Source organism: Gluconacetobacter tumulicola (assembly GCF_014174215.1).
In the GTDB taxonomy this organism is placed as follows: domain Bacteria; phylum Pseudomonadota; class Alphaproteobacteria; order Acetobacterales; family Acetobacteraceae; genus Gluconacetobacter; species Gluconacetobacter tumulicola.
Genome location: NZ_JABEQL010000015.1, coordinates 21,085 through 35,389 on the forward strand (window position 1 = coordinate 21,085; position 14,305 = coordinate 35,389).

Here is a 14,305-nt window from a genome sequence, read left to right on the forward strand (position 1 = left end):
AACAGCCACAGGGACGGAACGGAAAAGCGATGATCGCCGCTGCATGCATCGGCAATCTTCTGGAGTGGTACGATTTTTCGGTCTACGCCCTGTTCGCGCCCTATATCGCCCATGCGCTACTGCCCCCGGCCGACCGCCTGTCGCAACTGGCGCAGAGCCTGCTGGTCTTTGCGCTCGGGGCAGTCGCCCGCCCCCTCGGCGCGCTGCTTCTGGGCCAGCTTGCCGACCGAAGGGGGCGCGGCCCGGCACTGATGCTGACCTGCCTGCTGATGGGGGCAGGCACGGCACTGATCCTGTTCGACCCGCCCTATGCCACGGCGGGGCGCGCCTCCATCATCATCCTCTGTCTTGCCCGGTTATTGCAGGGCATTTCGGCGGGCGGCGAAATCGGCGGCGCCGCCTCCTTCCTGGTCGAAGGCGCGGACAATGGCCGCCCCGGCTTCGCCGGCTCGTTCCTGCAGGCCACCATGGGCCTGTCCAACATGCTCGGCGCCGCCGTCGCCGCCAGCCTGACCGCGCTACTGAGCGATGCGCAGATGGCCCAGTGGGGCTGGCGGGCGCCTTTCGCCATCGGGCTGCTGATCATCCCCTTCGGCATCGTCCTGCGTCTCGGCAACGCGGCGCCGAAGCGCCCCGCCACCGACCATGGCCCCATCCTGCGCGACCTGGCCCGCCACCATGGCGGCCGCTTCGTCGCGGCACTCGGCCTCTCCCTGCTCTGGGGTGCCGCGCCCTATGCGCTGGTCATCTACCTGCCGCTTTACGCCCAGCGATTCAGCGGCGTCACCCCCCATGGCAGCTATGTCGCCGTGCTGGCCGGCAATCTCGCCCTCGTCGCCGGCTCGCTGACGGCGGGGGCGCTGGCCGACCGGATCGGCGTCCGGCGCCTGCTTGTGGCGGCGACGCTGATGCTCATCGCCCTCCCCGGCCCGATCCTGGGCCTCCTGAAATACGATCACGGCACGGCGGCGATGATCGCGGTCGCGGCCAGCCTGTGCGGCCTGGTGGCGCTGTTCGTCGGCGCCGCCCCGCTCGGCATCGCCAGCCTGTTCCCGGCCTCGGTCCGCGCGACGGGCATCGCCCTGTCCTACAATGCCTCCGTTTCGCTGTTCGGCGGCTTCGCTCCGGCGCTGCTCGCCAGCCTCGGGCTGGCCTGGCACGGCATGCCCAGCCCGGCCCTTTATGTCGCGCTCGCCGGGCTTCCGGCCCTGGCGGCGCTGCTGTCACCGCCCTTCGCCCCCGCCCGCGCGGCCCCGATTGCAGAAAATTCTATAGGCCTTGCACAAAAAAGCATAACCGCGCCGATGCCCTGGAATGGGAGACTGGCTTCGGCAACCAGGGACGAAACGCTGTCGTGACCCCCATCTCCCTTTCCGGCGAAACGCTGCCGCTGACCCGGCTCACCGCCATCGCCGATGGCGCGCCGGTCACATTGGGACCAGGCGGCATCGCCCGCCTGCGCGCGGGCGAACGGGCACTGCACGAGGCCCTGGCCCGGGGCGACGGCATCTACGGCACCACCAGCATGGTGGGCGCCTTCAAGGATAATGGCGTCACGGATGACGACCGGCCGAAATACGCCCTGCGCCTCCTGCGCTCCCACCTGCTCGGCACCGGGTCCTACCTGCCGCGACGGGTGGTCCGGGCCGCGATGGCGATCCGCCTCAACACGCTGCTGACCGGTCACGCCGGGGCCAGCCTCTATCTGGCCACGGCCCTGGCGGACCTGCTGAATGCCGGCATCACCCCCGCCGTGCCCGAATACGGCTCGATCGGCTGCGCGGATGTCGGCCTCATGAGCCATATCGGCGCGACCCTGCTGGGCGAGGGCCTGGCCTTCGGTCCCGAGGACGGCCCGGCGCTGCCCTCCGCAACCCTGCTGGCACGGTTCGGGCTCAAGCCCATGGTGCCCGGCCCCAAGGATGTGATGTCGGTCCTGTCCAGCAACGCGCTGGGGGTCGCCGGGGTGGCGCTGGCCGCGGCCGACCTGCGGGGCCGCCTGCCGCTGCTGCTGCACGTCTTCGTCCTGGCCGCCGCGGGTTTCGGCGCCTTCGGCATCCCGTGGGAAACCGCCCGCCTGGACGGGCTGCGGGACGAAGCCCGCATCGCCCGCTACCTGCAAGGGCTAACCAGCCCCGGTGACTGGACACCCCGCCGCAATCTTCAGGACCCGCTGAGCTTCCGCTGCATGCCGCAGATCGCGGGCGCCCTGGTCACGGCGCTCGATCGCGTCGAGGCCACGCTGGCCCACAACATCGCCCATGCCGACGACAACCCGATCCTGTTCGACGGACGGGCCATGACCTCCGGCGCCTCCCTGCCGCTCGCCCTGGCGCTGGACGCACAGGCCCTGGTGATCGCGCTGTGCCATTACGCCCGCAGCACGCTCAGCCGCATCCTCGCCTCCTGCCGCGAGGACCTGTCCGGCCTGCCGCGCAACCTCACGCTCGACCCCGGCCGTCAGGTCGCCTTCGGTGCCGCGACCAAGCTGGCCGCCGACCTCACGACCGCGATCCTGCGCGAATCCACCCCGGCCTCGCTCTACCAGATCCCCGTCGCCAACGGGTTCGAGGACGAAGCCAGCTACCTGCCTTCGGTCGCCCGCGCGCTGGGCCTGCAAGCCAATCTGCTGTCCCCTCTGATCGCGCTGGAAGCCCTCGCCGCCCGGCAGGCCATCCGCCTGTCGGACGCAAGGCCGACCGGCAGCCCCGGCGCATTGCTGGCCGAACTCGAACGGCATGTGCCGCTTCTGGACGATAGCGGCGCCGTGTCCGACGCCGTGCATCGGACGGAAGATATCCTGGTCCGCTTCGCCGCCCGCCTTGCCGACCCGCTCCCGGCGGATCTCGCCTTTCCGCCGCCCCCGTTTCAGGAGAATGCCCATGCATGACCTGCTGTTCAAAGGCCATGTCGTCACCGCGCATGCGGTGCTCGAAAATGGCTGGGTGGCCGTCGATGCCGGCCGCATCAGCCGCGTCGGCCAGGGCCTTCCCCCCACCGCCCGTCATGTCGAGGATCACGGCGACGCGCTGATCCTGCCCGGCGCCATCGACGCACAGGTCCATTCCCGCTCGCAGAAAGGGCAGGAAGATTTCGTGTGGAGCACGCGCGCCGCCGCCGCCGGCGGCGTCACGACGATTGCCGACATGCCCTATGATGACGGGTTCCTCGTCTGCACGGCCGACAATCTGCGCCAGAAGGCACGGGAAGCCGGCGAGCAGGCCCGCGTCGATTTCGCGCTGTGGGGCACCATCGCGCCCGATGACGGCCCGCAACACATCCCCGAAATGGCACAGGCCGGTGCCTGCGGCTTCAAATTCTCGACCTTCGGCACCGATCCCGTCCGCTTCCCCCGCATCCCGCCGGACCTGCTGGCCGCCTGTTTCGAATCCGTGGCACAGACCGGGCTGATCGCCGGCGTCCATAACGAAGATGACGAGATGGTCCGCGCGCGGATCGCGGCGGTCACCCGGTCGGGCATCACCGACTGGCGCGCCCACGGCCTGTCCCGCCCGGCGCTGGCCGAAACGCTGGCCATGGCCCAGATCTACGAAACGGCAGCCGCCACCGGCTGTTCGGGTCACGTCGTCCATTGCTCGGTCGCACGCGGCTATGCGCTGTGCGAGGCCTATCGCCGCCAGGGGGTCGATACGACGGTCGAAGCCTGCATCCACTATCTGGTGCTGGACGAGGAGCATGATGTCGCCCGGCTGGGCGGCCGCGCCAAGATCAATCCCCCCATCCGCCCCCGCGCCGAGGTCGAAGGGATCTGGGCTCACCTGGCCGCCGGCAATGTCACGATCGTCTCGACCGACCATGTCTCCTGGTCGCTGGCCCGCAAGTCGGACCCCGACATGCTGAAGAACGCCTCCGGCGTGCCGGGGCTGGATGTCCTCTATCCCCTCCTGCTGACCGAACTGTCGCGGCGCAACCTGTCCCCGACCCACGCCAGCCGTCTCCTGTCGGAGAACCCGGCCCGGCTGTTCCGCCTCACCGCCGGCAAGGGCGGGCTGGCCCCGGGCCGGGACGCCGACATCACCATCGCCCGGCGCGAGACCTGGCACTACGACCCTGCCGCCAGCGACAATGTCCTGACGGACTGGAGCCCCTATGCGGGCCGCGCACTGGACTGGCGCATCGCCGGAACATGGCTGCGCGGCCAGCAGGTCTTCGACGGGCAGATCGTCCTCGCCACACCGGGCACCGGCCGCTTCGTCACGCCCGAGCAGCCCTCCGGCTTGCGATGAGCATCGCCGCCCACGTCCGGCCCGACCGGCTCCAGGCCGATATCGACGCCCTGGCCGCCATCACCGATCCGGACCGCCCCCACACGCGCCGCTCCTTCTCGCCCCGCTTTCTCGAAGGCCGGGCATGGCTCACGGCGCGCTTCCAGCAGGCCGGCCTGACCACCCGCATCGACGAGTCCGGAAACCTGATCGGCCGCCGCGCCGGCACCACGCCCGGCCTCGGCACGCTCATGAGCGGCTCGCATTCCGACACGGTGCCCGATGGCGGCCGTTTCGACGGCATACTGGGCGTCCTGGCGGCGCTGGAGGCCGCGCGGGCCTTCGCCGATGCCGGGATCGCCCTGCGCCACGATCTCGAAATCGTCGATTTCCTGGCCGAGGAACCCAGCGATTTCGGCCTGTCCTGCATCGGCAGCCGTGGCATGGCCGGCGCCTTGTCGGCCGAGCATCACACCCTGCGCGCACCGCGGGACGAAAGCCTGGCCGACGCCCTGGCCCGCATGGGCGGCGATCCCGGCCTGCTGGACACACCCCGCCGCACCGATATCCGGGCTTTCTTCGAACTGCATATCGAACAGGGTATCGTCCTGGAGCAGGCACAGACCCAGATCGGCGTGGTCGACGCCATCGCAGGCGTCACCCGGCTGGAAATCATCTTCTCCGGCCGCGCCGACCACGCCGGCACCACGCCCATGGAACTGCGGCAGGACGCCGCCGTGCCCGCCGCCGCGATCATCGGCTTCGTCCACCAACAGGCCAGCACGCTGGCCCGTTCCGGCGCCGGCCATGTCACAGCCACCTGCGGCGTGCTCGATCTCTCCCCCGGCGCCTCCAACGTCATCCCGCGCTCCGCCCGGCTGATCGTCGATATCCGCGTCTCCGAACGCCCGGTCGCCGAAGAACTGGTCGCAGCGATCCGCGCCGCCTGCACCGACGCCGCCCGGGCCAGCCGCACCACCCTCGCCCGCTTCGCGATCCAGTCCGACACGCACCCCACGCCATGCGACCCGGCACTGGCAGCACTGTTCGAGGCGGCCGCTCACGCGCAGGGCTTCACCACCCGCCACATGGTCTCCGGCGCCGGGCACGACGCCGCCTTCGTCGCGCGGCTGGCGCCGATGGCCATGCTCTTCGTCCCCTGCCGCGACGGCCGCAGCCACGACCCGGAAGAATGGTGCGCGCCCGAAGACGCCACACGCGGAACGATGGCCCTGGCCGAAGCCATGGCCATGCGCGACCGTACGGACTGAACCAGGAACACACAGGAAAGAACCAAGATGGGCCGTATACTGGTTGAAAAGGATGTCGAATCCGCCATCGCGGGCGGTTCCATCTTCGCCTGCGGCGGCGGCGGCTGGGTCGAACATGGCCGCATGCTGGGTACGGCCGCGGTCAATGCGGGCCAGCCCGAACTGGTCGGCGCGGACGAGATCGCCGATGACGCCATCATCGCCACCGCCGCCGCCATCGGCGCCCCCGCCAGCACCACCGAATGGCAGATGCTGGGCGTCGATTACGTCAACGCCGTCCGCCTGGTGGAGAAGGAGCTGGGCCGCCCCATCTACGGGCTGATGATCGGCCAGAACGGCAAGTCCAGCACGCTGAACGCCTGGCTGCCGGGCGCGATCCTGGGCACCAAGGTCATCGACGCGGTCGGCGACATGCGCGCACACCCGACAGGCGACATGGGCTCGATCGGCATGGCGGGCTCGCCCGAACCCATGATCCAGGCCGTGGTGGGCGGCAACCGCGCGAACGGCGCCTATCTCGAAGTCATCGCCAAGGGCGCGACCGCCCGCGTCTCGCCCATCCTGCGCACGGCCTCCGACATGTCCGGCGGCTTCATCGCCTCGTGCCGCAACCCGCTGCCGGCCGCCTACGTCAAACGCCATGCCGCATGGGGCGGCATCTCGCGCGCCCTGGCATTGGGCGAGGCGGTGCTGGCCGCCCGGCCCAAGGGCGGCGGCGCGGTCATCGACACCATCACCCGCGCGCTGGACGGCGCCATCGTGGCCCAGGGCAAGGTTTCCCGGAAATCGGTGGTCTACACGCCGGAAGCCTTCGATATCGGCACCATCACCGTGGGCACCGGCGAGCAGTCCGTCACGCTGCACGTCATGAACGAATACATGGCCCTGGACGATGCCGGCGGCAGGCGGATCGCCTCCTTCCCCGACATCATCACCACGCTGTCGCCCGACGGGCATCCCCTCAGCGTCGGCGAAATCGTCGAAGGCATGGAAATCCTTGTCCTGCACGTGGACAAGACCAAATTCCCGCTCTCGTCCAGCGTGCTCGACCCCGCGGTCTATCCCCCCGTCGAACGCGCGCTCGGGATCGACCTGACCAGTTATGCCCTCAGCTTCATCGGCGACAGGGGCTAGACCATGACGAAGCAACAGTTCGGCGTCACCTCGGGCGGCAACCTGCGATGTCGCGGCTGGCGGCAGGAAGGGCTGCTGCGCCTGCTGGAAAACGTGCTGTCGGTCGGCGAGGACCCGGCCAACCTGGTCGTCTACGCAGCTTTGGGCAAAGCCGCCCGCGACTGGCCGTCGCACGACGCCATCGTCCGCGCCCTGACCACCATGGGCGATGACGAAACCCTGATCGTCCAGTCCGGCAAGCCGATCGGCGTGGTGAAAACGCACGAGCGCGCGCCCATCGTCGTCATGGCCAACTGCAACATCGTCGGCCAGTGGGCCCGCGCCGAGGAATTCTACCGGCTGGAAAAGCAGGGGCTGATCTGCTGGGGCGGGCTGACGGCCGGCGACTGGCAATATATCGGCTCGCAGGGCGTCATCCAGGGCACGTACGAGATCTTTCGCCGCATCGCCGAACGGCATTTCGCCGGCGACCTGACCGGGCGGCTGATCCTCACCTCGGGCCTCGGCGGCATGGGCGGCGCCCAGCCCCTGGCCGGGCACCTGGCCGGCGCGATCATCCTGTGCGTCGAGGTCGATGACGCCCGCATCGGCCGCCGCATCGAAAGCGGCTACCTGCAACATCGCGCAACCTCGCTGGACGATGCCCTGCGCCTGGTCGAAGAGGCCCGCGCGGCGAGCGATGCCCGTTCCATCGGCCTGTGCGGCAATGCGGCGGATATCTTCCCCGAACTGCTGGCGCGCGGCATCATCCCGGACATCGTTACCGACCAGACCTCGGCCCACGATCTGGTCTACGGCTACGTGCCGGCCTCCCTCTCCCTCGACCAGACGAAGGCCCTGCGCCAGAGCGACCCGGAATCCCTGTCCCGTCTGGCCCTGCAATCGATCGCGCGCCACGTGCAGGCGATGCTCGATTTCCGCGCCGCCGGCGCGGTCGTCTTCGACAATGGCAACCTGATCCGCACCCAGGCCAAAAAAGCCGGGATCGACCACGCCTTCGATATCCCGATCTTCACCGAAGCCTATCTCCGCCCGCTCTTCGCACGCGGCATCGGCCCGTTCCGCTGGATCGCGCTCTCCAATGACGAAGCGGATCTGCGGAAAATCGACGAATACCTGCTGGAGACATTCGCCGACAATCCATCGATCGTAAACTGGATCACCCTGGCCCGCCGCTTCATCCCCATCGAGGGCATGCCCGCCCGCATCGCATGGCTGGGCCATGGCGACCGGACCAAAGTGGGGCTGGCCGTCAACCGCATGGTGCGCGAGGGCATCCTCTCCGGCCCGGTGGCCTTCACCCGCGACCATCTCGATGCCGGTGCGATGGCCCACCCCAACATCATGACCGAAAACCTCAAGGACGGCTCGGACGCCATCGCCGACTGGCCGCTGCTGAACGCCATGCTCGCCTGCTCGTCACAGGCCGACCTGGTGGCCATCCATTCCGGCGGCGGCGGTTATGCCGGCTATATGACCAGCGCCGGTGTCACCACAATCGCCGACGGCTCGTCGGAAGCCGACGAACGCCTGCGCCTGACCCTGACCAACGACACCAGCCTGGGCGTCATGCGCTACGCCGACGCCGGCTATCAGGAAGCATTCGAAGAAATCAACCGCCAGCACATCCCCTATATCAACCTCGCCACGCCCCATCCCTGAAAGCCTGACCGAAAATGCGCGCTGGCGGCGATCCGACGCGCGTTTCCTGCGCTCCAATGCTCACTTCCATCCAGACCGCTCCGCGTCGAGGCTCGAAAACACACGCCGGGCGCGGTCCTGCGGGCCGCTCTCGCTCACCAGCCCGCATTTTCGGTCAGGCTCCATAGAGGAACGCTGAACCATCAGCTCGCGACAGGGCTTTTGCCGACGGCTCCAGCCGGGTGTCAGAGCCTGTTTGGAAATGCGTGCTGGTGAGCGAGAGCGGCCCGGAACGGGTCGCGCCCGTCGTGTGTTTCCGAGCCTCGGAGCGGAGCGGCCTTGATGGCCGTGAGCACCGAAGCACAGGAAACGCGCGTCGGATCGCCGCCAGCGCGCATTTCCAAACAGGCTCTCAGATCCCCGGCAGGTCCTGATGCCCCTCATCCCGCCGGGATATTTCTTCCTCGCCATGCGCCCGCAGCAGGGCCAGAAGCCGCTGGCGCATGATCAGCCCCGGACGATCCGACGCCATGTGCATCTCGACCCGGCGGGAGACATCCAGGATCGCATCGCAATCGGTCGCCTCCAGAATGTCGCGATCCTCCTCGATGATCGCCCTGTCCCAGGCGATCAGCTTTTCCGTGCTGCACTCGGCCTCGGTATCGTTGCGGTAGAGCAGTTGGATGAGCTGGATCTTCCCGTCTTCCACCGGGGTCGCGCAATTGATGATGATGTGCCGAATCCCCGACGGATACAGCATGTCCATCCGGCGCGCGAAGGGCAGATACCAGTGATTATGCATCGTGCGCGTCGTCGTGGGGTTCGGATCGCCCGTAATCGCCACCGCATGAGGCGGATTGACGACATCGACGACGGTCGTCGCCTGAAATCCGTAATCGGTTTCCTCGATCTTGTAGACGCGCGGCCGAGGTTGCGCCATATCGCCGAACGTGCCGCGATGGACGAAGGCGAAATGCGCGTTGTCGAATGAATTTTCCATCAGACGCAGCGGCGCCGTGTTCCACTGGTCGTCGAACTGGAAAATGCGCCGGAATCCCGGGTCGCGATCCTCGGGAATATCGAACAGTTCGACCAGCGGCTCATCCAGCGCGACCCAGGCATAGCCATAGTGCGCCTGGCATCCATACGCCCGCGCCCGAAAATCCGGCAGCGCCGCACCGGGCGCCTGCTGCGGAATCGCCACCACCGCGCCGGTCCCGTCATAGCGCCAGCCATGATAGCCGCAGACCAGCTCGCCTTTGTCGCACCACCCTTTGGACAGCTTTGCGGTGCGGTGGCAGCAGCGATCCTGCAAGGCCCTCGGCGCGCCTTCCGCGTCGAGGAACAGCACGATATCCTCGCCCATCAGCCGAAAGGGTTTCGGACCGTCCGACAGATCCGCCAGCGGAACCGTCGCATACCAGAACCGGCGCAGGACTTTCTGTCGGGTCGTCAGCATCGCGCTCTCCTATCCTGCAAGGGACATCAGCCGTGCGACCACGGCGCGGGCACGCGCCATCAGGCGCGGCAGGTCCAGGCCGGGAATGGCACCGTCCACCACCACGGGTCGCCCCGCGCGCAGCACATGCCGCACCGATGACGGGCCGCAGATGACCGGGGCAAGCAACGGATCATGCAGCCCCGCGTGGCGCGGCGCGTCCAGCGCGTGGATCGCCAAGTCTGCGATCTGTCCGACCGCGACCGTCCCCAGTTCCGCAAAGCCCAGCATGGCGGCGCCGGATGCGCTGGACCAGCGCAGCACGTCCTCGACCCGCGCCGCACCGGGGCCACCTACGGCCCGCTGGATCAGCCAGGTATTATGCATCTCGCTGGCCATGTCGCACGCCTCGTTCGACGCGGCCCCATCCACGCCGATCGCCACCCGCCCGCCGGCACGCTCCAGCGCGCTCGCCGGCGCCACGCCGGAGCCGAGGCGCCCGTTGCTCTGCGGGCAATGAACCATGAAGGTACCCGTGGCCGCCAGCAGCGCGATCTCGTCGGCATCGATATGCACCAGATGGGCGAAGGACACGTCGGGCCCCACCCAGTCGCAGCGCGCGACGAACGCGACCGGACGGCAGCCATGGGTTTCGGCGCAGAACGTCACGTAACTGGTGGTTTCCGACAGATGGGAATGCAACCCGATCCCCAGGCGACGGGCGGCGGCGGCCATCTCCTTCAGTTCGGCCGGCGTCGCGCCCCAGGTCGGCGTGTTCGGCGCCAGCAGGATGCGGCGCATGCTGTTCGGGCCGCTGTCGTGATAGCGCGCGGCCAGGCCCTCGACATGGCGCAGCATGCCGTCCAGCGTCTCGACGGGCATCGGCACGACATCGTCATTGTCATAGACCCGGTCGCGGGTGGTACCGCCGCGCGACAGGCACAGGCGGATGCCCATCCGCTCCGCCGTCTCGAACAGGATCGCCGCCGGGTCGTATCCGCTCCCCCCGGCGGACGAAAAGGATGCGAACGGATAATGATGGTCGTTGACCATCGTGCAGCCGGACAGCAGCAATTCCGCCATCCCCACCTCGGCGGCGGTGCGCAGCGCCTCCTCGTCGAAACGGTGCCAGTAGCGCACGGGCACCAGCCGCAGCCAGGTTTCCAGCCGGGCGTCGATCGCGGCGGGCACGGCCTTGAGCATGCTCTGGAACAGATGATGATGGGCACTGACCAGCCCCGGCGTCACCACCCCGCCGGCGGCATCCAGCACATGGTCGCCGGGCCGGGCCGCCACCGCGCCGATCTCGGCAATGCGCCCGTCATGGATGCGGATATCGCCCCGGCACCGCTCGCCGGGGCCGCGCAGCCCGGTCAGGATGCCAACGGCATTGCGAATGACCAGATCCGCGCCCATCATGCCGGCACCACCTGCGCCGCATCGGCAAAACGCGTATCGAATGCCGCGCGCCAGTCCACCCCCGGCGCGATCAGCCCGTTGCCGACCATGAATTCATATGTCGCCCGCCAGCGCGCCTCGGTCATCGACCCCAGGGCCCGCAATCCGCCCTGGCCGCCCGTCAGCACACTGGCGGCACGCATGGTCGCGATGCCATAGGCCAGCCGCGCCTCGTCCTCGCGCGCCGAGGCCTGCCGGATCAACGCATTGCCCGGCGCCGGATCGCCATGCAGATACTCCCGCCAGCCCATCATCGACGCCCGGACAAACCCTGTCACCGAAGCCGGATCACCACCGGCCAGTGCGCGGGTGGTCACGATGGCCGTGCCATAGGGCGGATAGCCCTCATCGGAAAAAGCAAAGAACCGCGCGGCGACCCCGGCCTGTCGGATATCGAACATCTCTGAACTGGCATAGCCCTGCACCGCGACGTCGGGAGAAACCAGAAAAGGCTGAAGATTGAACGTATAAGGCGCCGCCTGCGCAGCACTGAGTCCATAGCGCCGGCTGAGCCAGGGCCAGAATGTCTGGCGCGACGAACTGGCGATCAGTATCCGCCGCCCCTTCAGGTCGGCCAGCGACCGGGCGGGCTCATGCAAAATCATGCCCTGTAGATCATGCTGGAACGACGCCCCGACCGTCACCAGCGGCATGCCGGCGGCAACGCCATGCAGCGTCTGGAAATCATAACCGGTGATCAGGTCGCATTGCCCGGCCAGCAGAAGCTGGACCGCATTCACCTGCGGCCCACCGTTGGAAATCGTCACGTCCAGCCCGGCATCGCGATAGAATCCCCGTGCCAGCGCCTGATAGAATCCGCCGACCGGCGCCTGGGCATACCATGCCAGGGTGAGGCGCAACGGCTTCAGCCCCCGCGCGCGAGCCGGACGGGCACGCCCCACGCCGGCCAGCAGCATGGCGCCGAGCATCGCGCGACGCCGCGCCACTAGCGCATTCATGCCACCACCGAAGTCAATGCGCTGGCGAACGAGAAATCGCAGGCATCCTGCCAACGCGCACCAGCGGGCAACTGCCCCGTCGCCACCAGAAAATCGCGGATCGCCTGGCAGCGCGGGGCCGTGATCGTGCCGTAGCGGGCACCCGCCGGCCCGAACACCCCCATGGCGCGGAAACGCTGCCGCGACCACATGATCTGGTCCAGCCCCATCCGCGGATTGGCCGCCCGGATGGCATCGTTGCCCGGCGTGGGGTCGCCGCTCATCCAGTCCGCCCAGCCGCGCATGCTGGCCTGGAGAAACCGCACAAGATCCTCGCGACGATGCGCCAGCACATCGCGCGTCGTCACCAGCGGATTGCCGTAATCATGATAGGTGGCATCATCCAGCGGAAAGAACCGGCAGGACACGCCCGCCTTCTGCAACGCATAAGGCTCCGACGTCGCATAGGACTGGATGACCAGCCCGGGATCGAGGATGAAGGGCTGGATATTGAAACTGTAAGGCCGGACCTGGCTCTCATCGAACCCGTAATGATCGCGCAGCCACGGCCAGAACGCGGCACGGATCTCGGTACTCAGCAGGATCGTATGCCCCTTCAGGTCCGCCAGCCGCGTAATGTCGGGATGGGTCAGCAGCCCCACCAGCGAACTCTGGAAACTGGTCGCGACCGCAACCGTCGGCATGCCCCGCGCCGCCGCCATCATCGTCGCGCCGATCGACCCGATGACGACGTCATAGCGCCCGGCCACCAGAAGCTGCGTGTTGTTGCTCTGCGGCGCACCATGCTCGATCACCACGTCCAGTCCGACGTCACGATAGAACCCCCGCGCCAGCGCCTGATAGAACCCCGCATGCTCGGCCTGGGCATACCAGTTGGTCAGGAAGCGAAATGGGGCGGGTGCCGCACGCGCAAACCGGCTCCCGCCGACGGCCGCCAACGGCGCCGCCGCCAGCAAGGCGCGACGAGACAGGGCACGCGACAGCACAGGCCGGGTCATGCCCCCTCCTCCGGCGCATCCAGCGGAAACGCGTCGGCACGCGCGGTAAAACCGAAACATTGCCGGACATTGTAAAGCGTCGCCTCGGCGCAGAAGCCGGGCGATGTCGTCGCTACGCAATCCTCCAGCAGCACGACGTCATATCCCAGCCCGTTGGCGTCCATCAGCGTGCCCAGCACGCACTGGTCGCTGTTCACCCCGGCGAAAAGCAGCGTGTCCACACGCAGATTCCGCAAAATCGAATCCAGCGGCGTATCCCAGAACCCGCTCATCCGATGCTTGGCGATCCGGATATCCTCCGGCGGCGGGGCCAGTTCGTCCACCACCTCCGCATTCCAGCTTCCATATTGCAGGACAGCGCCACTCCCCCCCGGCAGCGTGCCGCCAATCCCGCCCCCTTCGCCGGCGGGATCGTAGACATGCAGCACCGACGGGCTCAGGTTCAGCCGGTCGGGCCGCGTCCCCCAGTTCACCCACAGGATAGGCACTCCGGCCTGGCGCAGGCGCGGCAGAAAGACCCGCAGGGGCACGATCGGCGCGCGAAGGGGCGCGATATCAACCCCGATGCCGGCCAGCCAGCCATCGGGGTGGCAGAAATCGTTCTGCATATCGATCACGATCATCGCCGTGCGGGAAAGGTCGATCGTCAGCGCCTGCGGCAGCGCCGGAACCGCCACCGGCCGCGCGCCGCGCGCCGGGCGCACAAGGCTGACCGCGTCCTGCGACACCTGCCAGCGATTGGCCGCCGTCGGGCCCAGGCCCTTCATGCGCACAGCACCCGCCGATCCTCGTCATCCAGCACCACCGGCGTGCCACTGCGGATCAGCGCCCCGAACGCCTCGTCGGGCATCATCACCGTCAGCGTATAGAGCTTGCCCGCCCCCGTATTCTCCACCACATGCTCGCTGCCGGGCTTGACCAGCAGCGCATCGCCTTTCTTCAGCGTGGTCCGCTCGCCATCGCACCAGGCCACCCCCTCGCCGCTGAGGACGAAGAACAGCTCGTCCGCCGCCTGATGGGTATTGGGCGGCGTCCTGCCACCGACGGCAAAGATCTCGATCACGGCAACCGACGCGCACTCCCCCGCCTGCCGGTCGGCCAGGATCGCGAAATAATTGCTGTCGGACGGCGAGATGCGAAAGGCTTCGATCTGGTCGATCGATCTCTTGAAGAACGGCAT

General features: G+C 68.2%; 12 protein-coding genes. 6 read left to right on the top strand and 6 right to left on the bottom strand.

The window, feature by feature from the left end; all coding sequences use genetic code 11:
* Positions 1-29: 29 nt before the first annotated feature.
* From HLH29_RS11885 to HLH29_RS11910, 6 genes are read left to right on the top strand one after another with little or no spacing between them, the layout of a single operon-like run.
* Positions 30-1,358, top strand: a complete 1,329-nt coding sequence (locus tag HLH29_RS11885) for an MFS transporter (protein WP_182967067.1) — start codon at positions 30-32, stop codon at positions 1,356-1,358.
* On the top strand, positions 1,355-2,890 hold the full coding sequence (locus HLH29_RS11890) for an aromatic amino acid lyase (protein WP_182967069.1): 1,536 nt from the start codon (positions 1,355-1,357) through the stop codon (positions 2,888-2,890). Before HLH29_RS11885 ends, HLH29_RS11890 begins: the two co-directional genes overlap by 4 nt.
* Positions 2,883-4,247, top strand: coding sequence for a dihydroorotase (locus HLH29_RS11895; protein ID WP_220791500.1), 1,365 nt, complete (start codon positions 2,883-2,885; stop codon positions 4,245-4,247). The genes HLH29_RS11890 and HLH29_RS11895 overlap by 8 nt, the downstream gene beginning before the upstream one ends.
* Positions 4,244-5,497 (top strand): Zn-dependent hydrolase, encoded by a 1,254-nt coding sequence (locus HLH29_RS11900; protein ID WP_182967074.1) that lies wholly within the window; start codon positions 4,244-4,246, stop codon positions 5,495-5,497. Before HLH29_RS11895 ends, HLH29_RS11900 begins: the two co-directional genes overlap by 4 nt.
* 27 nt (positions 5,498-5,524) lie before the next feature.
* On the top strand, positions 5,525-6,631 hold the full coding sequence (locus HLH29_RS11905; protein ID WP_182967076.1) for a DUF917 domain-containing protein: 1,107 nt from the start codon (positions 5,525-5,527) through the stop codon (positions 6,629-6,631).
* Between the two features lie 3 nt (positions 6,632-6,634).
* Positions 6,635-8,293: a urocanate hydratase gene (locus HLH29_RS11910; RefSeq protein ID WP_182967078.1), complete on the top strand. Its 1,659-nt coding sequence runs from the start codon at positions 6,635-6,637 to the stop codon at positions 8,291-8,293.
* Between the two features lie 391 nt (positions 8,294-8,684).
* Here HLH29_RS11910 and HLH29_RS11915 read toward each other — a convergent pair whose 3' ends face one another.
* The 6 genes from HLH29_RS11915 to HLH29_RS11940 are packed head-to-tail and all read right to left on the bottom strand — an operon-like array spanning position 8,685 to position 14,305.
* Entirely contained in the window at positions 8,685-9,731 is a 1,047-nt protein-coding gene (locus HLH29_RS11915) for an aromatic ring-hydroxylating dioxygenase subunit alpha (RefSeq protein ID WP_182967080.1), read from the bottom strand.
* A 9-nt stretch (positions 9,732-9,740) separates the two neighbouring features.
* The gene (locus HLH29_RS11920; protein ID WP_246374187.1) at positions 9,741-11,129 is read right to left on the bottom strand and encodes an amidohydrolase family protein; all 1,389 of its coding nucleotides are present in this window, start codon (positions 11,127-11,129) and stop codon (positions 9,741-9,743) included.
* On the bottom strand, positions 11,126-12,127 hold the full coding sequence (locus HLH29_RS11925; protein WP_246374189.1) for an ABC transporter substrate-binding protein: 1,002 nt from the start codon (positions 12,125-12,127) through the stop codon (positions 11,126-11,128). The genes HLH29_RS11920 and HLH29_RS11925 overlap by 4 nt, the downstream gene beginning before the upstream one ends.
* Positions 12,124-13,125 carry an ABC transporter substrate-binding protein gene (locus HLH29_RS11930; RefSeq protein WP_182967082.1) on the bottom strand — a complete coding sequence of 334 codons (1,002 nt, stop codon included), beginning with the start codon at positions 13,123-13,125 and terminating at the stop codon, positions 12,124-12,126. Before HLH29_RS11930 ends, HLH29_RS11925 begins: the two co-directional genes overlap by 4 nt.
* Positions 13,122-13,892, bottom strand: a complete 771-nt coding sequence (locus HLH29_RS11935) for a cysteine hydrolase family protein (protein WP_182967084.1) — start codon at positions 13,890-13,892, stop codon at positions 13,122-13,124. The genes HLH29_RS11930 and HLH29_RS11935 overlap by 4 nt, the downstream gene beginning before the upstream one ends.
* On the bottom strand, positions 13,889-14,305 hold the full coding sequence (locus HLH29_RS11940; protein WP_182967086.1) for a cupin domain-containing protein: 417 nt from the start codon (positions 14,303-14,305) through the stop codon (positions 13,889-13,891). The genes HLH29_RS11935 and HLH29_RS11940 overlap by 4 nt, the downstream gene beginning before the upstream one ends.